19 protein-coding genes are annotated in these 20,346 nt (G+C 55.4%); 3 read left to right on the top strand and 16 right to left on the bottom strand.

The annotated features are described in order from the left end of the window. The first annotated feature begins 204 nt into the window (after positions 1–204). On the top strand, positions 205–2,766 hold the full coding sequence (gene mutS / locus VI01_RS20215) for a DNA mismatch repair protein MutS (RefSeq protein WP_369801889.1): 2,562 nt from the start codon (positions 205–207) through the stop codon (positions 2,764–2,766). Between the two features lie 110 nt (positions 2,767–2,876). Here mutS and rpoS read toward each other — a convergent pair whose 3' ends face one another. From rpoS to cysG, 13 genes are all read right to left on the bottom strand, one after another. Further along, positions 2,877–3,869 (bottom strand): RNA polymerase sigma factor RpoS, encoded by a 993-nt coding sequence (gene rpoS / locus VI01_RS20210; protein ID WP_034822992.1) that lies wholly within the window; start codon positions 3,867–3,869, stop codon positions 2,877–2,879. A 51-nt stretch (positions 3,870–3,920) separates the two neighbouring features. Continuing rightward, a complete protein-coding gene (gene nlpD, locus VI01_RS20205; protein ID WP_038645172.1) occupies positions 3,921–5,060 on the bottom strand; it encodes a murein hydrolase activator NlpD in 1,140 nt (379 codons plus the stop codon). Between the two features lie 166 nt (positions 5,061–5,226). Continuing rightward, positions 5,227–5,853: a protein-L-isoaspartate(D-aspartate) O-methyltransferase gene (locus VI01_RS20200; protein ID WP_038645170.1), complete on the bottom strand. Its 627-nt coding sequence runs from the start codon at positions 5,851–5,853 to the stop codon at positions 5,227–5,229. Next, complete coding sequence (surE, locus tag VI01_RS20195) at positions 5,847–6,608, bottom strand: 5'/3'-nucleotidase SurE (RefSeq protein ID WP_045816454.1); 762 nt, start codon at positions 6,606–6,608, stop codon at positions 5,847–5,849. Before surE ends, VI01_RS20200 begins: the two co-directional genes overlap by 7 nt. 217 nt (positions 6,609–6,825) lie before the next feature. Then, entirely contained in the window at positions 6,826–7,869 is a 1,044-nt protein-coding gene (gene truD, locus VI01_RS20190) for a tRNA pseudouridine(13) synthase TruD (protein ID WP_045816435.1), read from the bottom strand. 2 nt (positions 7,870–7,871) lie between these two features. Continuing rightward, positions 7,872–8,348, bottom strand: a complete 477-nt coding sequence (ispF, locus tag VI01_RS20185; protein ID WP_045816453.1) for a 2-C-methyl-D-erythritol 2,4-cyclodiphosphate synthase — start codon at positions 8,346–8,348, stop codon at positions 7,872–7,874. After that, positions 8,348–9,064 carry a 2-C-methyl-D-erythritol 4-phosphate cytidylyltransferase gene (gene ispD, locus VI01_RS20180; protein WP_045816434.1) on the bottom strand — a complete coding sequence of 239 codons (717 nt, stop codon included), beginning with the start codon at positions 9,062–9,064 and terminating at the stop codon, positions 8,348–8,350. The genes ispF and ispD overlap by 1 nt, the downstream gene beginning before the upstream one ends. Before the next feature lie 3 nt (positions 9,065–9,067). Continuing rightward, positions 9,068–9,385 carry a cell division protein FtsB gene (ftsB, locus tag VI01_RS20175; RefSeq protein WP_007893240.1) on the bottom strand — a complete coding sequence of 106 codons (318 nt, stop codon included), beginning with the start codon at positions 9,383–9,385 and terminating at the stop codon, positions 9,068–9,070. A 171-nt stretch (positions 9,386–9,556) separates the two neighbouring features. Beyond that, positions 9,557–9,877, bottom strand: a complete 321-nt coding sequence (locus VI01_RS20170; RefSeq protein ID WP_045816433.1) for a DUF3561 family protein — start codon at positions 9,875–9,877, stop codon at positions 9,557–9,559. A 56-nt stretch (positions 9,878–9,933) separates the two neighbouring features. Next, positions 9,934–10,539: an adenylyl-sulfate kinase gene (gene cysC / locus VI01_RS20165; RefSeq protein WP_045816432.1), complete on the bottom strand. Its 606-nt coding sequence runs from the start codon at positions 10,537–10,539 to the stop codon at positions 9,934–9,936. Further along, positions 10,539–11,966: a sulfate adenylyltransferase subunit CysN gene (gene cysN / locus VI01_RS20160; RefSeq protein ID WP_045816431.1), complete on the bottom strand. Its 1,428-nt coding sequence runs from the start codon at positions 11,964–11,966 to the stop codon at positions 10,539–10,541. The genes cysC and cysN overlap by 1 nt, the downstream gene beginning before the upstream one ends. 10 nt (positions 11,967–11,976) lie before the next feature. Further along, entirely contained in the window at positions 11,977–12,885 is a 909-nt protein-coding gene (cysD, locus tag VI01_RS20155) for a sulfate adenylyltransferase subunit CysD (RefSeq protein ID WP_034823008.1), read from the bottom strand. Positions 12,886–12,894: 9 nt separating this feature from the next. Beyond that, positions 12,895–14,310, bottom strand: a complete 1,416-nt coding sequence (gene cysG, locus VI01_RS20150; RefSeq protein ID WP_045816430.1) for a siroheme synthase CysG — start codon at positions 14,308–14,310, stop codon at positions 12,895–12,897. Between the two features lie 248 nt (positions 14,311–14,558). On the opposite strand from cysG, the gene VI01_RS20145 reads away from it, so the two are divergent. Continuing rightward, positions 14,559–15,578, top strand: coding sequence for an aminopeptidase (locus tag VI01_RS20145; protein WP_045816429.1), 1,020 nt, complete (start codon positions 14,559–14,561; stop codon positions 15,576–15,578). A gap of 9 nt (positions 15,579–15,587) precedes the next feature. Further along, positions 15,588–15,872: a YciI family protein gene (locus VI01_RS20140; protein ID WP_038645154.1), complete on the top strand. Its 285-nt coding sequence runs from the start codon at positions 15,588–15,590 to the stop codon at positions 15,870–15,872. A gap of 99 nt (positions 15,873–15,971) precedes the next feature. Here the strand turns inward: VI01_RS20140 and VI01_RS20135 are convergent, their stop codons facing one another. From VI01_RS20135 to cysJ, 3 genes are read right to left on the bottom strand one after another with little or no spacing between them, the layout of a single operon-like run. After that, a complete protein-coding gene (locus tag VI01_RS20135; protein ID WP_045816428.1) occupies positions 15,972–16,706 on the bottom strand; it encodes a phosphoadenylyl-sulfate reductase in 735 nt (244 codons plus the stop codon). Next, positions 16,703–18,427: an assimilatory sulfite reductase (NADPH) hemoprotein subunit gene (gene cysI / locus VI01_RS20130; RefSeq protein ID WP_045816427.1), complete on the bottom strand. Its 1,725-nt coding sequence runs from the start codon at positions 18,425–18,427 to the stop codon at positions 16,703–16,705. Before cysI ends, VI01_RS20135 begins: the two co-directional genes overlap by 4 nt. Continuing rightward, positions 18,427–20,232, bottom strand: a complete 1,806-nt coding sequence (gene cysJ / locus VI01_RS20125; protein WP_038645151.1) for an NADPH-dependent assimilatory sulfite reductase flavoprotein subunit — start codon at positions 20,230–20,232, stop codon at positions 18,427–18,429. The genes cysI and cysJ overlap by 1 nt, the downstream gene beginning before the upstream one ends. Positions 20,233–20,346: the final 114 nt, after the last annotated feature.

Genomic DNA, 20,346 nt, shown 5'->3' with positions numbered 1-20,346 from the left:
TATCTTTATCCCCCGATTTTACTTTTTACTGCTTATCGCAATTTGTTAAGGTCGGCAGCCAGAATCCATTGCGGGCGGATGATGCGCGCAGGGCAAAATGCTAATATCTGCGCCTTGGTTATCCGTCTGTGAGATAACGCACCACACTGGCCTGCTCATATCGGGCAGCCCTGATTGAACGAGTGAATTTTGAGCGAAAACGAGATGAAAGGAGCAGCGCAAATGGACTTTACTGGCCACACGCCCATGATGCAGCAATACCTGCGCCTGAAGGCTGACCATCCCGAAATCCTGCTGTTTTATCGCATGGGCGATTTTTACGAGCTGTTTTACGACGACGCCAGGCGAGCATCACAACTGCTGGAGATTTCACTCACGAAACGCGGCGCGTCAGCGGGTGAACCCATCCCGATGGCGGGCGTGCCCTATCATGCTGTTGAAGGTTATCTGGCAAAACTGGTCCAGCTCGGTGAATCCGTGGCGATCTGTGAACAGATTGGCGACCCGGCACTGAGCAAAGGACCGGTTGAGCGTAAAGTCGTGCGCATTGTGACGCCCGGCACTATCAGTGATGAAGCGCTGCTGCAGGAGCGTCAGGACAACTTACTGGCGGCAATCTTCCAGAGCCAGCGCGGGTTTGGCTATGCCACCCTCGATATCAGTTCGGGGCGTTTTCGCCTGAGCGAACCGGTCGATCAGGAGACCATGGCGGCAGAACTCCAGCGCACTAATCCTGCCGAACTGCTCTATCCCGAAGATTTCCAGGCCATGGCGCTGATCGATCAGCGCCGTGGTCTGCGCCGTCGTCCGCTATGGGAATATGAAATCGACACCGCACGCCAGCAATTAAACCTGCAATTTGGCACGCGTGATCTCAGCGGCTTTGGTGTTGAACAGGCTCATCTGGCGCTACGCGCTGCAGGTTGTCTGCTTCAATATGTCAAGGATACCCAACGCACCTCCCTGCCACATATTCGCTCGTTAAGTATGGAGCGCCAGCAGGACAGCGTAATCATGGATGCAGCCACTCGCCGCAACCTGGAAATCACGCAAAATCTGGCCGGCGGTACCGAAAATACCCTGGCAGCAGTGTTGGATAAAACCGTGACCCCGATGGGCAGCCGTATGCTGAAGCGCTGGCTGCATATGCCACTGCGCGACGTCACCACCATCAGTCGTCGCCAGGAATCGATTGCCGAACTGCAATCCCTAAGTGAAGCACTGCAGCCGGTACTGCGCCAGGTGGGCGATTTGGAACGCATCCTGGCGCGTTTGGCACTGCGCACCGCGCGCCCGCGTGATTTAGCTCGCATGCGACATGCATTCCAGCAACTGCCGGAATTAAACCAGCAGCTGGAAGGCGTCGAGGCGACTCAACTGGTCAATTTGCGTTCGCAGATGGGTGAATTTACTGAACTGCGCGAGCTGCTGGAACAAGCCGTCATTGAATCCCCTCCCGTGCTGGTGCGTGACGGTGGTGTGATTGCACCCGGCTATAGCGCTGAATTAGATGAATGGCGTGCGCTGGCCGACGGTGCCACTGATTATCTCGACCGCCTGGAAATTCGCGAACGAGAGAAGCTAGGGCTGGATACTTTAAAGGTAGGTTTTAACGCAATTCATGGTTACTACATTCAGGTCAGCCGCGGCCAAAGTCACCTGGTGCCGATTCACTATGTACGCCGCCAGACGCTGAAGAACGCCGAGCGCTACATCATTCCTGAATTGAAAGAGTACGAAGACAAAGTACTGACCTCGAAAGGGAAAGCGCTGGCGCTGGAAAAAGGACTGTACGAGGCATTGCTCGACCGTCTTCTGCCACACCTTGAAGCACTGCAGATCAGCGCGGCGGCACTGGCTGAACTGGATGTGCTGGCTAACCTGGCAGAGCGGGCCTGGACACTGAATTACTGCCGCCCGGTGTTGCAGGAAAAAGCGGGCATTCGCATCACCGCAGGCCGCCATCCGGTCGTGGAACAGGTCCTGAAAGAGCCGTTTATTGCTAACCCGCTATCGTTGTCAAATCAACGACGCATGCTGATCATCACCGGCCCCAATATGGGCGGTAAAAGCACTTACATGCGTCAGACTGCATTGATTGCGCTGATGGCGTGGATTGGCAGCTATGTGCCAGCCGAAGAAACCATAATGGGTCCCATCGATCGCATCTTTACTCGCGTCGGTGCGGCTGATGACCTGGCGTCTGGACGGTCAACCTTTATGGTTGAGATGACGGAAACGGCCAACATCCTGCACAACGCCACGGAGAACAGCCTGGTGTTGATGGATGAAATCGGTCGCGGCACATCGACCTACGATGGGCTGTCGCTGGCATGGGCTTGTGCGGAGAGTCTGGCAAACCGCATCAAAGCAATGACGCTGTTTGCCACCCACTACTTCGAACTGACGACCCTGCCGGAAAAAATGGAAGGCGTAGTGAATGTGCATCTTGATGCCATGGAGCATGGCGATACCATTGCATTTATGCACAGCGTACAAGATGGCGCAGCCAGCAAAAGTTATGGTTTAGCAGTTGCTGCGTTAGCGGGCGTGCCGAAAGACGTGATCAAACGTGCGCGCAACAAGCTGAAAGAGCTGGAAGCGCTCTCCGGCAGTTCAGCGGCATCCACTGTAGAAGGGTCGCAAATGCAGCTGCTGGTGGCAGAAACATCGCCAGCCGTAGACGCGCTGGAAGCATTGGACCCGGATAGCCTCACGCCAAAACAGGCGCTGGAGTGGATTTACCGCCTTAAAACGTTGGTTTAGTTCGCTTCTGATGATCGGCGGGTAATGACGCCGCTCATTAGCGTAACGGCCCGATAACGCACAAAAAAACGGTGACCCCTGGGTCACCGTTTTTTATTGCCGGTTACAGCTTATTCGCGAAACAGTGCTTCAATGTTGAGGCCCTGAGTCTGCAGGATTTCACGCAGACGACGCAGACCTTCAACCTGAATCTGACGGACGCGCTCACGGGTCAACCCGATCTCACGGCCCACATCTTCCAGCGTTGCCGCTTCATAGCCTAACAGGCCGAAACGACGCGCTAGCACTTCACGCTGCTTGGCATTCAATTCAAACAACCACTTAACGATGCTTTGTTTCATATCATCGTCCTGCGTGGTGTCTTCCGGGCCGTTGTCTTTTTCATCGGCCAGGATATCCAGCAGCGCTTTTTCGGAATCTCCACCCAGCGGTGTGTCAACCGAGGTAATACGCTCGTTGAGACGCAGCATACGGCTTACATCATCAACCGGCTTGTCTAACTGCTCGGCAATCTCTTCAGCACTCGGCTCATGATCAAGCTTGTGCGAAAGTTCGCGCGCGGTACGCAGATAAACATTCAACTCTTTAACGATGTGGATCGGCAGACGAATAGTACGGGTTTGATTCATGATCGCCCGTTCAATAGTCTGACGAATCCACCAGGTGGCGTATGTTGAGAAACGGAACCCACGTTCTGGGTCAAACTTCTCCACGGCACGAATCAGGCCGAGATTACCCTCTTCAATCAGATCCAGCAGTGCGAGACCACGATTGCTATAACGACGGGCAATTTTCACCACCAGGCGTAAATTACTTTCAATCATGCGGCGGCGAGAAGGAATGTCACCACGTAGTGCACGACGAGCGAAGAACACTTCTTCTTCCGCCGTCAGTAGTGGAGAGTAACCGATCTCACCAAGGTAAAGCTGCGTCGCATCCAAAACGCGTTGCGTCGCACCCTGTGACAACAGCTCTTCTTCAGCTACTTCGTTATCACCAGGTTCGTTCTCAACGAGAGCCTTCTCATCAAAAACCTCAGCTCCGTTCTCCTCGAATTCCGCATCTTCATGTAACTCATTAACTTTCAGCGTATTCTGGTTCATAAGCGGCTCCTACCCGTGATCCAAGGGCAGAACACCTAAGGTTCTGCCGGATTATCGCTGCGGTAAATAACGCAACGGGTTTACGGATTTCCCCTTGTAACGAATTTCAAAATGTAATCTAACCGAACTGGTTCCGGTACTACCCATGGTAGCGATTTTTTGCCCCGCCTTAACTTCCTGTTGTTCCCGGACCAGCATGGAATCGTTATGGGCGTAAGCACTCAGATAATCATCATTGTGTTTGATGATGATTAAATTACCGTACCCACGGAGCGCGTTGCCTGCGTATACCACCCTTCCTGAAGCAGTGGCGACAACAGGTTGTCCACGCGAACCGGCGATATCGATCCCTTTGTTTCCGCCTTCCGCAGCGGAGAAGTTATCGATGATCTTCCCATCAGTCGGCCAACGCCAGCTTCCCACTGGGGTTGTGCTGTTAGTCGTGCTGCTGACTGTAGGCGGTGCGGTAACCGGAGCTGTGGTCGTTGCCACATTATTTGCTCCTTTCGACGGCAGCATTTTACCGCCTGTCGAACCCGAATCATCAGAATACGTAATAACAGGTTGCTGTGCAACAGGGGCAGATTTAATTTGCGTCTGGTTGGATGCAACCGGCACCCCGCCCTGCGTGGCGTCCGCTGCGGTTATCGCATTGCCACCGGTGATGGTCTGGCCATTACCGTTGCCAACCTGCAGGACTTGCCCGGCTTCCAGGCCATACGGGGCCGCGACGTTGTTGCGTTGCGCCAGATCGCGGAAGTCATTGCCGGTAATCCAGGCAATATAGAACAGGGTATCGCCACGTTTGACGGTATAGGTCTCACCACCGTAACTGCCTTTAGGAATATTCCCATAATTACGGTTGTACACGATACGACCATTTTGCGTGACAACATTATTATTGCCACTAACCATTCCACCGGAGGGTGCAGCCGATGGTGTACCGCCGCTTAACATTCCGCCGTGTGGCATGGCGGGTACGGTACTGTTCTGCGATGAGAGCATGCCACCGCTGCTGGGTGCAGACGTCATGCCGCCGCCTGAGGACATCATACCGCTGTCCCCGCCGCCGCCAATCTGGCTAATCGGAGCCTGCGTGTTGTCGCCTGAGCTACAGCCCGCCAGCCAAAAACCTACCAGTGAAAGTGCCGCCAAACGGCGTAATTGAAATACTGTGCTTCCCGTGCTCATTGATCCCCCGTTATGGCAAACCTGGATGTAACTGTGTCGTGGATGTGACCGCATTATTCACTGCGCAACAGGCGAAATACGGTCTTTCACATTGATTAACAAGGATAGTAACAATATCAACTGCGCCATGCCATGTAACAGTTGTGAAGATTTACGTAGCAATGGCTCAGGCCAGATCGCCCTGAACTAACGGCACAAAGCGGACGGGTTCGATGATTTCTTCAATCAATTCATCACCCTGGCGATGTAAACGCTTTAAGACCTGCTGATCTTCGCCTACTGGCAGCACCATTTTGCCACCCTCACCTAATTGCGCTATCAGCGCAGTCGGAATTTCAGGGGGTGCAGCGGTGACAATGATGGCATCAAACGGGCCACGCGCTGCCCAGCCTTGCCAGCCGTCGCCATGGCGCGTCGAAATATTATGCAGGTCGAGTTGTTTCAGGCGGCGCTTGGCCTGCCACTGCAACCCTTTGATGCGTTCCACGGAATAAACGTGATTAACAAGATGGGCCAGAATAGCGGTCTGATAGCCCGAACCGGTGCCGATTTCCAGCACGCGAGATTCCGGGTTCAGTTCAAGTAACGCGGTCATCCGCGCCACCATGTAGGGCTGTGAAATCGTCTGCCCACTGCCAATCGGCAGCGCAACGTTTTCCCAGGCTTTATGTTCAAACGCCTCATCGATAAAGCGTTCACGCGGGACATCGGCGATGGCTTTAAGCAGGTGCTCATCGTGAATTCCCTGGGCACGCAGCTGCTCTAACAGCGTTTCGATGCGGCGGTTCACCATGCCAGATTTACCTCAGCCTCGATTAACCAGTCGCGTAATACTTCTTGTGCCGCATGTGCAGTGAGATCGACATGCAGTGCCGTTAGCGACACATAACCTGCATCCACCGCCGCGAAGTCGGTATCGGGGCCCGCATCCAGTTTATCCCCCGGTGGACCAATCCAGTACAGCGTATGGCCGCGCGGATCTTCCGTGCAAATCACCTGATCGGCAGGATGACGGCTGCCACAGCGTGTCACACGAAAACCTTTAATTTCCGATAGCGGTAGATCAGGCACGTTGATATTCAGGATACGCCCGGTGCGCAGCGGTGCACGGGACAGCGCACGCAGCAGTGTGCAGGTCACCGCCGCTGCGGTGGCATAGTGTAGATGGCCATTGAGTGAAACCGCCAGCGCGGGCAGTCCGAGATGGCGCCCTTCCATTGCGGCGGCCACGGTGCCAGAGTAAATCACGTCATCACCCAGATTGGGGCCGGCGTTGATCCCTGAAACCACAATATCCGGACGTGGCTGCATCAGTTTGTTAACCCCGAGAAACACGCAATCCGTCGGCGTACCCATCTGTACAGCGATGTCACCATTCTCATGGGTAAAGGTACGTAGCGGGGTTTCTAACGTCAGGGAATTTGATGCGCCACTTCGATTGCGATCGGGCGCGACAACCTGCACCTCCGCAAACTCACGCAGTGCGCGAGCCAGCGTCTGAATGCCGGGGGCATGAATTCCATCGTCGTTGCTGAGCAATATCCGCATCTGTTCCTGACCTTTGTTCATTCAACTGGCCCTCAACTCGCCTGGCATCCGCTGTTAGGGTGCCGAATAAAGAAGATCTGGCGAGACGAAGATGTTTGCATTCTAGCGGTGAGGCGCGGGAAGTGGTAGGCGTAAATCACGGAACTTCCGGCGTTTGCCGCAACATTACGCAGCCGGAGCAAAGATTTACCCGGCGTTAAGGCCGGGTAAAGTGGGGTTATTCCTCGCTGATAGGCGCAGCGGCACCGTTACTCAGCAGTTCGCGCACCACGCTGGTGGCAAAACTCCCGGCTGGCAGCCAAAACTGCATCTCGAGCGTCACGTCATCCCACCAGTTCCAGCGCAGATCTTTCGGCACCACCAGCATAGCGCGGCGTGCCGCGTCAACGCGTTCACGCTCCAGCAGCGCCAGCAAATCCGCAGCAGGTGCGAGATTAGCCTGCTCAAAGGCCAGCGCGTCCCCCTGGGGGCCCAGCTCACCTCGACCGGCCAGCGGCGCGGTGATGCGCAATTCATGATGATTCACACGCTGCTGCAATTCCGCCAACTCTTCCGCCTGCGCCACAAACCAGCTGCCGCGTCCGGCCAGCTGCAGCGCATCGCCCGCCTGCACCTGATCCAACACGCCATCACGCTGCAACCGCGCACTGGTGACCTGATTAAACAGCTGGCTGCGCGCAGCGGACAGCAAAATACCTTTCATGCTGCGATCGCGCGGGCGGAACTTATCTTCTGCCCACAATTTTGCCTGCGTCAGGTTATTACCGCCGCGGCCAAAGCGTTGTTCACCAAAGTAGTTAGGCACGCCGCTTTGCTGGATAAGCTGCAAGCGCGCTTCCACTTCAGCGCGATCCGAAATCTGACGCACAACCAAGCGGAACGCATTACCTGCTAGCGCGCCAGTGCGCAATTTGCGCTTATGGCGGATCACCTGCAAAATTTCCACGCCTTCCAGCTGGAAACCGCCCAAATTCGGCATCGCGTTACCCGGCACGCGGAAACACAGCGTCTGCTCGGTCACCGCATGGCGGTCTTTCATCCCGGCATAGCTCATATCACGTTGATGCACGCCGAGGAATTTCGCGATTGCTTCAGCGACAAAGCGCGTATTGCAACCGATCTTGCGGATGCGCACTAGCACCTGCTCGCCTTCGCCATCATAGGGATAGCCGAGGTCTTCAATCACCACGAAATCTTCGGGATTGGCCTTGATCACGCCGGTGGCGCTCGGAACGCCGTGCAGGTAAAGCAGTTCACTCATACTTAATCGGCCTTCACCAGCAGCGCCACGGCTTCACAGGCAATGCCTTCGCCACGGCCGGTAAAGCCGAGCTTCTCGGTCGTGGTCGCTTTGACGTTGACATCATCCATATGGCAGCCCAGATCTTCGGCGATGTTGACGCGCATCTGCGGCACATGCGGCAGCATTTTCGGCGCTTGCGCGATGATGGTCACGTCGACGTTACCAATGCGATAACCTTTCTGCTGGATGCGACGCCAGGCTTCACGCAGCAAGCCACGGCTGTCCGCCCCTTTGAAGGCGGGATCGGTGTCCGGGAATAGCTTACCGATATCGCCCATCGCCACCGCGCCGAGCAGCGCATCCGTTAATGCATGCAGGGCCACATCGCCATCTGAATGGGCAATAAAACCGTGTTCGAAGGGAATACGCACCCCGCCAATCACTAACGGACCTTCGCCGCCAAAAGCGTGAACGTCAAAACCGTGACCGATACGCATCATGCGCTCTCCTTTAACTGAATCTGGGTTAGATAGAAGGCCGCCAGCGCCAGGTCTTCTGGCCGCGTCACCTTAATGTTGTCGCTGCGTCCGCTAACGAGCTCTGGATGATAGCCGCAATATTCCAGCGCCGACGCTTCATCGGTAATGGTAGCGCCTTCGTGAAGTGCTCGCGTTAAACACGCCGTCAGCAGCTGATGCGGGAAAAATTGTGGCGTGAGTGCGTGCCAGAGATCTTCGCGTTCAACGGTATGCGCAATCGCCGCTTTACCGGGTTCAGCACGCTTCATGGTGTCACGCACCGGTGCCGCCAGAATCGCCCCGACTTTACTGTGCTCACGAACCGCCAGCAGGCGTGCCAGGTCATCCGGGTGTAAGCATGGCCGCGCGGCATCGTGCACCAGTACCCATTCGCTATGTTTAATTGCCTGCAAACCTGCCAGCACCGACTCCGCTCGCGTGTCGCCACCTGTCACGCGCAGTACGCGTGAATCCTGCGCCAGTGGCAGCGAATCAAACCAGCCATCATCAGGACTGATGGGCACGATCACTTGTTTAACGGCTGGATGAGCCAGCAAGCGCGCAACGCTGTGTTCAAGAAGAGTTAATTGACCAATGGTCAGATACTGTTTTGGGCAGGCAGCCTGCATACGGCTGCCCACGCCTGCGGCAGGCACCACGGCAATCACATCCGCAAGGGAAGAGAGGTTGTTCATGGTTTATCGTTGTTGATTTTGCGCAGCTTGTTGCGCGTTACGTTTATTCTGGTCTGGCACCAGACGATAGAAAGTCTCACCGGGCTTAATCATACCCAGTTCATTACGTGCACGTTCCTCAATTGCTTCTGAACCGCCATTGAGGTCATCAATTTCGGCAAACAACTGATCGTTACGTGCTTTGAGTTTGGCGTTATTCGCCTGTTGCGACGCGACGTCTTCATTGACGCGCGTATAGTCATGAATACCGTTCTTACCCAGCCACAAGGAATATTGGAGCCATCCCAGCAGCACGAGCAACAGTAACGTCAGTTTTCCCATCCCCGCCCCCTGAAAAACGGCCCAATCATCCCATAACTTCGCACAGGACTCCACAGTGACAGTGAAAATGCCAGCAGCAGACGATTGTCTGTACAAAAAACGGCAAGGCTAAAAGCGGGACGGCAGGTAAAGTTTTGTAACCTGCCGATGCGTTTGCACATCAGGATCGGACTACCAACCCGAGAGAAATGAGAACAGCAGCCAGAACAGGAAGACAACAACAATCGCGGTGATCACCCCACTCCAGAACAAGCGCCCACGAATCATTAAGCTCAGCACGATGCCAATCAGCACCGAAACCGGTAACAGCGCGAGGAAGAAAGGCCAGGTGTAGAGAAAGAAGAACAGCGTATTGGAGCCGTAGAGCATGAACGGAATCGCCAGCGCGCACCAGTACGAGAGAAAGCCAATCACGCCGCCCGGCAATGATGAGCGGGACTCATCCGGGGTGCGTTCATCTTTACGTGCCAGCATGGGGGTAACGTTCTGCATAGAGATCCTGTTGACGCTTAAACGCGGCAAACCTGATGAGATTTGCCGCTGTCGGTTCAGGATCTGATGATATCGCGGTGACGCAGGAGGTCTAACAATTGGGCACTCAGTTTTGTAACCAATTGTTCGCCATCAAGATGGATTTCCGGCGCGTCTGGCGCCTCATAAACACTGTCGATACCGGTAAAATTGCGCAGCTCACCGGCACGCGCTTTTTTATACAAACCTTTGGGGTCACGCGCTTCACACACGGCCAGCGGCGTATCGACAAACACCTCGACAAACTGCCCGGTACCAAGCAAATCACGCACCATCTGACGCTCCGCGCGATGCGGCGAAATAAAGGCGGTTAATACCACTAAACCGGCATCCACCATCAGTTTCGCCACTTCTCCTACGCGCCGGATGTTCTCTTTACGATCGTCATCACTAAAGCCGAGGTCACGGCACAGGCCGTGACGCACGTTATCGCCATCCAGCAGATAGGTGCTGACGCCAGCGCGATGCAGCGCCTGCTCCAGCGCACCGGCCACGGTGGATTTTCCCGAGCCTGATAACCCGGTAAACCACAGCACCACGCCCTGATGGCCGTGCTGCTGTTCCCGCTCTTCTCGGGTCACCGGATGGTCATGCCACACCACGTTTTCGTCGTGTTGGGCCATTACTTGCCACCCAGCAGGTCGCGCGCATTCCAGTGTGGGAAATGACGACGCACCAGTGCATTCAACTCCAGCTCAAATTCACTGTATTGACCGGCTTGCCCGCGCACATCAGTCAGCGGTTGATTGATCATCCCCGCACCGACCGTGACATTGCTCAGACGATCGATAAAGATCATGCCGCCCGTGACCGGGTTCTGGCGATACGCATCCAGTACCATCGGCTCATCAAACGTGATTTCGACCAGGCCGATACCGTTCAGCGGCAGGCTTTCCACCGCACGTTTTTCCAGCGTGTTGATCTCAACCTGATGGATGATCTTCTCGATACGACCCCGCGCTTTCTTACCGGCAATCTTCACTTCGTAGCTTTGACCCGGCTGCAACGGCTGTTCTGCCATCCATACCACATCAACCGTGGCAGATTGCACCGCTTGCAACTCAGCAGCGGCATCGACCAGCAGATCGCCACGGCTAATGTCGATCTCATCTTTCAGCACCAGCGTAATGGCTTCACCCGCTGCCGCTTCCTGCAAATCACCATCAAAGGTCACAATGCGCGAAATCGTTGACTCAACGCCGGATGGCAGCACTTTCACGCGCTGTCCCACCTGCACCGTGCCTGATGCCAGCGTACCGGCATAACCACGGAAATCGAGGTTTGGACGGTTCACATACTGCACCGGGAAGCGCATCGGCTGATGATCCACCACGCGGTTCAGTTCCACGGTTTCCAGCACGTCAAGCAGCGTCGGGCCGCTGTACCATGGCATGGTCACACTTGGCGTCGCCACGTTATCGCCTTCCAGCGCAGACATCGGCACAAAGCGAATATCGAGATCTTCCGGCAACTGACCGGCAAAATCGAGGTAAGACTGTTTGATCTGTTCAAAAGTCTCTTGCTTGTAATCCACCAAATCCATCTTGTTGATGGCGACGACCAAATGCTTAATACCCAGCAGCGTCGAGATAAAGCTGTGACGACGAGTCTGATCCAGCACGCCTTTGCGCGCATCGATCAGCAGAATCGCCAGATCACAAGTGGATGCGCCGGTCGCCATGTTACGGGTGTACTGCTCATGTCCCGGCGTATCCGCGATGATGAATTTGCGTTTCTCGGTGGAGAAGTAGCGATATGCCACGTCGATGGTGATGCCCTGCTCACGCTCAGCCTGCAGGCCATCCACCAGCAGCGCCAGATCGAGTTTCTCGCCCTGGGTGCCGTGACGCTTGCTGTCGTTGTGCAGCGAAGAGAGCTGATCTTCATAAATCTGACGGGTATCGTGCAGCAGGCGACCAATCAGCGTACTTTTGCCGTCGTCGACGCTACCGCAGGTCAGGAAACGCAGCAGGCTTTTGTGTTGTTGCGCGGTCAGCCAGGCTTCGACTCCGCCCTGATCGGCAATCTGTTGTGCAATTACGGTATTCATCTGCGTCTCCTTAGAAATAACCCTGACGTTTCTTCATTTCCATCGAACCGGCCTGGTCGCGGTCAATCACGCGTCCCTGGCGTTCACTGGTGGTGGAGACCAGCATCTCTTCAATAATCTCCGGCAGCGTTTGCGCTTCGGATTCGACAGCACCGGTCAGCGGCCAGCAGCCGAGGGTACGGAAACGCACCATACGCTGTTTGATCACTTCGCCAGGCTGCAGATCAATGCGATCGTCATCAATCATCATCAGCATGCCATCGCGCTCCAACACCGGACGCGGCGCAGCAAGGTACAACGGCACGATTTCGATGTTTTCCAGGAAGATGTACTGCCAGATATCCAGCTCGGTCCAGTTGGAGAGCGGGAACACGCGAATGCTTTCACCTTTGTTGATCTGGCCGTTGTAGTTATGCCACAGCTCTGGACGCTGATTTTTCGGATCCCAACGATGGAAACGGTCGCGGAACGAGTAGATACGCTCTTTGGCACGTGACTTCTCTTCGTCACGACGTGCACCACCAAAGGCAGCATCAAAACCGTACTTATTCAGCGCCTGCTTCAGGCCCTCGGTTTTCATGATGTCGGTGTGCTTGGCGCTACCGTGGACGAACGGGTTGATGCCCATCGCCACGCCTTCCGGGTTACGGTGAACCAGCAGTTCCGCGCCCATGTTTTTCACAGTGCGATCGCGAAACTCGTACATTTCACGGAATTTCCAGCCGGTATCAACGTGCAGCAGCGGAAATGGCAGCGTGCCAGGATAGAAGGCCTTACGCGCCAGATGCAGCATCACCGAGGAGTCTTTACCGATGGAGTACATCATCACCGGGTTGCTGAACTCGGCCGCCACCTCGCGGATGATATGGATACTCTCTGCCTCCAGTTGGCGCAGATGAGTAAGACGATTTTGGTCCATAATTTTTCCTCAAGCCAAATTGACAACGGCGGACTCGCGAGCCCCCTGCTGTGCCGAATGTTGGAACCAGGCTAATTGCCCGTGTAAATTCACCACTTCGCCAATCACGATGAGTGCTGGCGTGGGCGCGGCCACTGCCAGCGCCTCTAGTTGATCTAATGTTCCGGTCAGCACTTGCTGATCCTGTCGCGTGCCACAGCCAATTACTGCCACTGGCGTGGAAGCCGCGCGTCCGTGTTCGATAAGGCCCGCCGCGATTTCTGCCGCTTTCAACGTGCCCATATAAATCGCTAAGGTCTGACGCGCACGCGCCAGAGTTGGCCAGTCGATGCCTTCGCTATCACTGCGTAAGTGGCCGGTGACAAACAGCACGCTCTGCGCGTGATCGCGATGGGTTAGCGGAATCCCGGCATAGGCGGTGGCACCCGCCGCTGCGGTAATGCCCGGCACCACCTGGAAAGGAATGCCCGCTGCCTTCGCCGCCTGCAACTCTTCGCCGCCGCGACCAAAGATAAAGGGATCGCCACCTTTCAGACGCACCACGCGTTTACCCTGCTGCGCCAGCTCGACCAGCATCGCATTGGTCTCTTCCTGAGATACGGAGTGTGCTCCAGCGCGTTTACCGACGCAGATGCGGTCGGCATCACGGCGCACCAGTTCTAACACTTCGTCGCTCACCAGATGGTCATACAGCACCACATCCGCCAGTTGCATCACCTGCAGGCCACGTAACGTCAGTAAACCGCTATCACCTGGACCCGCACCCACCAGCGTGATTTCACCCTGATTGTCGCTGCTGTTCTCTAACTCGCGATCCAGCGTGCGGCGGGCTTCATTGACGTTACCGGCTGACATCTGGCTGGCGAACAAACCGTTAAATGCCCGCTCCCAATAACGACGACGTTCCGACATGCTGTGATAGCGCTGTTTAACCTTGTCACGCCACTGCCCCGCCACTTCAGCCATCTGACCGAGATTGGCAGGTAACAACGACTCAATTTTTTCACGCAGTAAACGAGCCAACACCGGCGCGGTACCGCTAGAGGAGATCGCCACCACTAACGGGGAGCGATCGACAATTGAAGGGAAGATAAAACTGCACTTGGGCTGATCGTCGACGACGTTGACCAGCTTGTGGCGGGCATTGGCGGCGTCAAAGATTTGCGCATTGAGCGCGTTATCATCAGTGGCAGCGATAACTAAAAATACGCCATCCAGCTGAGCTGGATCGAAGTGATGTGCAATCCACTCAATGGCGTCGATTTCCAGCAGCGCCTGCAACTCATGGCCGAGTTCGCGCGCTGCTACCCGCACGCGCGCGCCGGCACGTCGCAGCAGTTCGATTTTACGCGCCGCGATTTCACCACCGCCAACAACCAGCACCGGACGGTTTTTGAGATCGGCAAAGAGAGGCAGATAATCCACGTTAACCTTGTTAGTTTTACAATAAGTTAACGCGACTATACTTTCCCACCTTCTGGCAGATGAAATTACGAATTGGCATTAGTAGTTACCGAATGGAATAACGCCCCAGGATTGCTGATAACAATTTGTGCTTAACAAATGATATTGCTGGTGTTTCGGAGCAATTCAAATTGTGCAATCGCGGTCACAGTTTCATACTAACCCGGAATTTTTTTAGCATCACAGGATGACATAAAAGGACAATTACTATGTTTGCCACTCTCCGCCGCACCGTGCTGGCTGCACTGATCGCGGGCGGTTTGCCTCTCTTTGCCCATGCTGCAAGCTACGCGCCAGGGCATTTTGCCGAACAGCAGCTACGCCACATCGCCACCTACTTCCCTGGCCGTATGAGCGGCAGCCCTGCTGAGCTGATGACGGCCGACTATTTGCAGCAGCAATTCACCGAGCTTGGCTACAAGAGTAATACCCGCCAGTTCAATACCAGCTACAACTGGTTAGAGCGCAAGGGCGAAACCCGCGCACGTAAAGTCTCCGCCACGTCGGTGATCGCCGCGCGCAGCGGTGCGGTACCACAAGAAATCCTGATCGTCACGCATCTCGACACCTGGACGCCACTCAGCCGCCATGAAGCGGATAGCAATCTGGGCGGCCTGCGTTTACAAGGTGTGGACGACAATGCGTCCGGTCTGGGTGTGATGCTGGAACTGGCGCAACAGCTGAGTAAAACGCCACTGCACTACGGCGTGCGCTTTGTCGCGCTTAGCGCTGGTGAAGCCGGGCTGCACGGGATGGATGACTACCTGTCGCGCATGAGCGCGCAGGAGAAAAAGAACACGCTGCTGGTGATTGATCTCAACAGCCTGATCGTCGGCGATCACCTCTATTTTAACAGTGGTGCCAATACGCCCTCTGCGGTACGCAAGCAGACCAGCGCACGCGCCGTGCAGCTTGCACATCGCTACGGTATTTCCGCCGCCAGCCACACGCTGACGGCACGCGACTATCCGGGCGTGAATCCCTTTGATAAAGCCGGCATGCCGCTGCTGGATGTCACTGCCGCCAACTGGGCGCTGGGTAATAAAGACGGACAGCAGCAGCGGGCGCACAGTAGCCACTTCCCGGAGGGCAACGTACGCCATCAAACCGACCGCGATAACCTCAATTATCTGGATCGCTGGCTACCGGGCCGGATTACGCAACGCACGCGCGATAGCATGAAGATCTTACTGCCGCTGGTCACCGAGCTGGCTAACCCAACAACTTAAGGATTTGCTATGTACGTGGTGTATCTCAACTATTTCCGTCCGGCAGAAGAAGCCGATGCGCTGCTGGCGCCACACATTGAGTGGCTGGATCGTTACTTTGACAGCGGTGACTTTATTGCAGCAGGCCGTAAAGATCCGCGCACCGGCGGCATGGTGCTGGTGAAGGAGATGGATCGCGCCCGTTTGGATACTATCCTCGCGGAAGATCCTTTTGTCGCGGTGGCGCATTATGACGTGACCAAAGTGAACGTGACGCGTGCAGCGGAGGCGTTTGAAGGGTTAAAAGGGATTTAAGGACGACATAGTAGCGGCACGATTTATCGTGTACCTGTCAGCGTTAGAGGCGCTACAGGGAGGCGCGATAAATCACGCCGCTACCCTTTTATTGATGCATCAACCTTCGTGCAATCCGCACTCGCGCTTCAGGCCAAAGAAGCGAGTTTCTTCTTCTGCCATGCCCGGCTCCCACTTCTTAGTGGTGTGCGTATCGCCCACTGACAAATAGCCTTCATCCCACAGCGGATGATACTTGAGGCCATGTTGTTTCAGGTACTGGTGCACCTGACGGTTATCCCAGTCAATGATCGGCAGAATCTTGAACACGCCGCGCTGCACCGCCAGTACTGGCAAACTGGCGCGGCTGCCTGACTGGTCACGGCGCAGACCCGCAAACCAGGTCTGCGCACCCAGGGTTTCCAGCGCGCGATTCATCGGTTCGACCTTGTTGATCTGGTTGTACTGCTCAATCCCCTCGACGCCCTGCTCCCACAGTTTGCCGTAGCGCGCTTCCTGCCATGCTGGAGAAGTCTCAGCACGGAAGATTTGCAGATTGAGATTGAGTTTCTCAGTCAACTCATCAATAAAGCGGTAAGTTTCCGGGAACAGATAGCCGGTATCGGTCAGGATCACCGGCATATCCGGTTTCTGCTGCGTTACCATATGCAGCAGAACCGCCGCCTGAATACCAAAGCTGGAGGACAGCACAAACGCGCCCGGCATATTCTCCAGCGCCCAGCTCACGCGTTGCTCAGCGGAGAGTTTCTCCAGCTGCACGTTGCTTTCGGCCAATGCCATGATGCGATCGACTTTGCTGCCACTATTCAGTGCTGCGAGATCAAGTACCGTCATACTGCCTCCGAGTCCCAAAAATCACGGGCGGGATCCACCACGGCTTTGATGATGCCAGCGCGAATCACGAAGTCACCGAAGCCTTCATCGGCCTGACGCTCGGTTGCCCAGCGCGCCACTAATTCGTCGATGCTGGCCAGAATTTCGCCTTCGTTGATGTTCTCGCGGTACATGCGTGGAATGCGTGTACCCATGCGATTGCCGCCAATGTGTAAGTTGTAGCGGCCAGGTGCTTTACCCACCAAACCTAACTCAGCCAGCAAAGCACGGCCACAGCCGTTCGGGCAACCGGTAACGCGTAGCACTATGTGCTCTTCACCGACGCCATGCTTATGCATGATCTCTTCGACCTTGGTCACAAACGAAGGCAGGAAGCGTTCGGCTTCGGCCATCGCTAATGGGCAGGTTGGGAAAGCCACACAGGCCATTGAGTTTTCACGCTGCGGCGTCACCGCTTCCATCAAACCGTGTTCACGGGCGATAGCTTCGATCTGCGCTTTTTGCTTCTCCGGCACACCGGCTACGATCAGATTCTGGTTAGCAGTCAGGCGGAAATCGCCTTGGTGAATTTTGGCAATTTCGGCGATGCCGCGTTTCAGCGGACGGCCTGGATAATCCAGCAGACGGCCGTTTTCAATAAACAGCGTCAGATGCCATTTCTTATCAATGCCTTTCACCCAGCCAACGCGGTCACCACGCGTGGTAAACGCGTAAGGACGAATCGGTTCAAACGTCAGGCCAGCACGCTTTTCAACTTCCGCTTTGAAGGTCTCGACACCCACACGTTCCAGCGTGTACTTGGTTTTGGCATTCTTACGGTCGGTACGGTTACCCCAGTCGCGCTGCGTGGTCACTACCGCAGCCGCCACATCAAGGATCTTCTCTACCGGCAGGAAGCCAAACTCACTCGCAGTACGCGCATAAGTCGCTTTATTACCGTGATCGATCGACAACCCACCGCCAACCAACAGGTTAAAGCCAATCAGCTTGCCGTTCTCAGCAATAGCGATGAAGTTCAGGTCATTCGCATGCAGATCGACATCGTTATGCGGTGGCACCACTACGGTCGTTTTGAACTTACGCGGCAGATAGGTTTCGCCCAGAATCGGCTCTTTATCCGTCGTGGCAACTTTTTCTTTATCCCACCAAATCTCAGCGTATGCGCGGGTTTGCGGCAGCAGGTGCTCGGAGAGCTTTTTCGCCCACTCGTAGGCTTCCTGATGCAGTTCCGACTCGACCGGATTTGAGGTACAGAGCACGTTACGGTTAACGTCATTCGCCGTTGCCAATGCATCGAGGCTAACTTCGTGCAGCATCTGGTGCGTTGGCTTCACGTTCTTTTTCAGAATGCCGTGAAACTGGAAGGTCTGACGGTTAGTCAGACGGATGCTGCCATAAATGGTTTTATCGGTGGCGAACTTATCAATCGCCAGCCATTGCGTTGGCGTGATAATCCCGCCCGGCAGGCGGCAACGCAACATCATCGCGTGGCGCGGCTCAAGTTTCTGCGCCGCACGCTCCGCACGAATATCGCGGTCGTCCTGCTGGTACATGCCGTGGAAACGGATCAACAGGAAGTTATCGCCACTGAAGCCGCCTGTCAGACCATCATCGAGATCCTCGAGAATGGTGCCGCGCAGGTAGTTACTCTGTTTTTTCAGACGCTCTGCGTCGGTCAGCTTGCCTTCAACGACCAGCGGTCCAGGATGTTTTTCGCTCATTAGTAAACGTCTCGCTGATAACGGCGCTCAATGCGCAGCTCACTTAAAAATTCGTCAGCCGTTTCACGATCCATGCCGCCGTGTTCGACCACCACATCCAGTAATGCCTGCTCAACGTCTTTCGCCATGCGATTAGCGTCGCCGCAGACGTAAAGGTGCGCGCCTTCTTCAATCCAGCGCCACACTTCCGCCCCTTTGGCGCGGATTTTATCTTGTACGTATATTTTCTCAGCCTGGTCACGTGACCACGCTAAATCAATGTGGGTCAGCAAGCCGTCTTTGACGTATTTCTGCCATTCCACCTGATAGAGGAAATCATCGGTGAAGTGCGGATTACCAAAGAAGAGCCAGTTTTTGCCGCCTGCGCCGTCGTTATCACGCTGCTGCATAAAGGAACGGAACGGCGCGATGCCCGTGCCGGGGCCGACCATGATCACCGGGGTTTCCGGATTCGCCGGCAAGCGGAAGTTGTCGTTGTGTTCGATGAACACGCGGATATCGCCCTCTTCTTCGATTCGATCTGCCAGCCAGGTTGAAGCACCGCCGCCGCGCTGACGACCATCAATCTCGTAACGCACCGCACCGACAGTAATATGTACTTCGGTATCCGTTTCCGCTTGCGATGAAGCAATCGAATAGAGGCGCGGTGTGAGAGGACGCAACAGACCAGTGAGCTGTTCTGCATTGAGTTCAGTGGGTGCCTGACGCACCATATCAACAATCGGGAAGCTCTGCGCATAGCTCTGTAATTTCGGTTTATCACCCGACAGCGCCAGCAGCGCATCATTACGTGACAGCGCAGCATACTGCTCAACGATCTGCGGCGTGTTCACCGTCAATTCATAATGCTTTTGCAGCGCTTCAGCCAGCGGCAGGTTTTCACCGTTAACCTCAACCGGCTCATCGCCTTTCAGCCACACCAGTTGCAGCAGTTCCTGCACCAGTTCGGCGTCATTCTCAAACCACACGCCCAGCGCATCGCCCGGCTGATAGCGCAGACCAGAATCGCCCAGATCGATTTCGATATGGCGAACATCTTTATCCGAATCGCGACCGGTAATTTTTTGGTTAGCAGCAAAACTGGCGGTCAGCGGCGCTTCTTTGGTGTAAGGGCTGCTGTGAATGTCATTCACTGCACCGGAAGCCGTCACGGCCGCCACCACTGAAGGCTCACCTGGCACACGCGCTTTCAGAATCTCGGTCAGCTGTTGACGCCAGGCCGCAGCTTGCTCTTTGTATTCCACATCGGCATCAACACGATCCAGCAGGCGTTCTGCACCCAGTTCCGCCAGGCGCTCATCAAAATCTTTACCGGCTTTGCTAAAGAATTCGTAAGAGGTATCGCCGAGGCCGAACACCGCAAACGCGGCGCCAGCAGCAAATTTCGGCGCTTTTTTCGACAGCAGGAATTTGTGCAACGCCACGGCTTCTTCTGGTGGCTCACCTTCACCTTGAGTGGAAGTGACAACAACCAGTAATTTCTCCTGACCGATTTGCTTAAACTTGTAGTCCCCGGCGTTCACCAAATTAACGCTCAGCTTAGCGGCCAACAGGTCGTCACGCAGCTGTTCAGCCAGGCGACGTGCGTTACCGGTCTGCGATGCGGAGATCAGCGTGATGGTTGGCACCTCGGCCTGCACCGGCGCAGGTGCGGCAACGGCGCCCGGCGTCTGGTTGACCATGCCCCAGAAGTAGCCGGAAAGCCAGGCCATCTGAGTGGTGTTAAAATCCGTGGTCGCTGCCTGTAAGCGCGCGAGTTGCTCCGGATTAAGCGGAAGCATTGAACCTGGTGCCTGAGTCGTCATCGCGTTAAAAATTCCAGTGTCTGAAGTCCGGACCGATATATGGCGGAAGAGTGGGTAGGTTACCGGGCTGTATATTAACGATTAAATACGCCTTCGACATAATTAATAACCAAA

Source organism: Pantoea sp. SM3 (assembly GCF_000963995.1).
In the GTDB taxonomy this organism is placed as follows: Bacteria; Pseudomonadota; Gammaproteobacteria; order Enterobacterales; family Enterobacteriaceae; genus Pantoea; species Pantoea rwandensis_B.
The sequence above is the reverse complement of the archived record's forward strand: the minus strand, read 5'-3'. Positions and strand labels throughout refer to the sequence as shown.

Bases quoted from the DNA above. Each gene is read 5' to 3' on its own strand.
- cysD (WP_034823008.1), bottom strand. From the start codon at position 12,885: ATGGACCAAAATCGTCTTACTCATCTGCGCCAACTGGAGGCAGAGAGT.
- truD (WP_045816435.1), bottom strand. From the start codon at position 7,869: ATGAGTGAACTGCTTTACCTGCACGGCGTTCCGAGCGCCACCGGCGTG.
- nlpD (WP_038645172.1), bottom strand. From the start codon at position 5,060: ATGAGCACGGGAAGCACAGTATTTCAATTACGCCGTTTGGCGGCACTT.
- VI01_RS20170 (WP_045816433.1), bottom strand. From the start codon at position 9,877: ATGCAGAACGTTACCCCCATGCTGGCACGTAAAGATGAACGCACCCCG.
- cysN (WP_045816431.1), bottom strand. From the start codon at position 11,966: ATGAATACCGTAATTGCACAACAGATTGCCGATCAGGGCGGAGTCGAA.
- VI01_RS20135 (WP_045816428.1), bottom strand. From the start codon at position 16,706: ATGACGGTACTTGATCTCGCAGCACTGAATAGTGGCAGCAAAGTCGAT.
- VI01_RS20145 (WP_045816429.1), top strand. From the start codon at position 14,559: ATGTTTGCCACTCTCCGCCGCACCGTGCTGGCTGCACTGATCGCGGGC.
- cysC (WP_045816432.1), bottom strand. From the start codon at position 10,539: ATGGCCCAACACGACGAAAACGTGGTGTGGCATGACCATCCGGTGACC.
- rpoS (WP_034822992.1), bottom strand. From the start codon at position 3,869: ATGAACCAGAATACGCTGAAAGTTAATGAGTTACATGAAGATGCGGAA.
- VI01_RS20140 (WP_038645154.1), top strand. From the start codon at position 15,588: ATGTACGTGGTGTATCTCAACTATTTCCGTCCGGCAGAAGAAGCCGAT.
- cysJ (WP_038645151.1), bottom strand. From the start codon at position 20,232: ATGACGACTCAGGCACCAGGTTCAATGCTTCCGCTTAATCCGGAGCAA.
- ftsB (WP_007893240.1), bottom strand. From the start codon at position 9,385: ATGGGAAAACTGACGTTACTGTTGCTCGTGCTGCTGGGATGGCTCCAA.
- mutS (WP_369801889.1), top strand. From the start codon at position 205: ATGAAAGGAGCAGCGCAAATGGACTTTACTGGCCACACGCCCATGATG.
- ispF (WP_045816453.1), bottom strand. From the start codon at position 8,348: ATGCGTATCGGTCACGGTTTTGACGTTCACGCTTTTGGCGGCGAAGGT.
- surE (WP_045816454.1), bottom strand. From the start codon at position 6,608: ATGCGGATATTGCTCAGCAACGACGATGGAATTCATGCCCCCGGCATT.
- cysI (WP_045816427.1), bottom strand. From the start codon at position 18,427: ATGAGCGAAAAACATCCTGGACCGCTGGTCGTTGAAGGCAAGCTGACC.
- ispD (WP_045816434.1), bottom strand. From the start codon at position 9,064: ATGAACAACCTCTCTTCCCTTGCGGATGTGATTGCCGTGGTGCCTGCC.
- VI01_RS20200 (WP_038645170.1), bottom strand. From the start codon at position 5,853: ATGGTGAACCGCCGCATCGAAACGCTGTTAGAGCAGCTGCGTGCCCAG.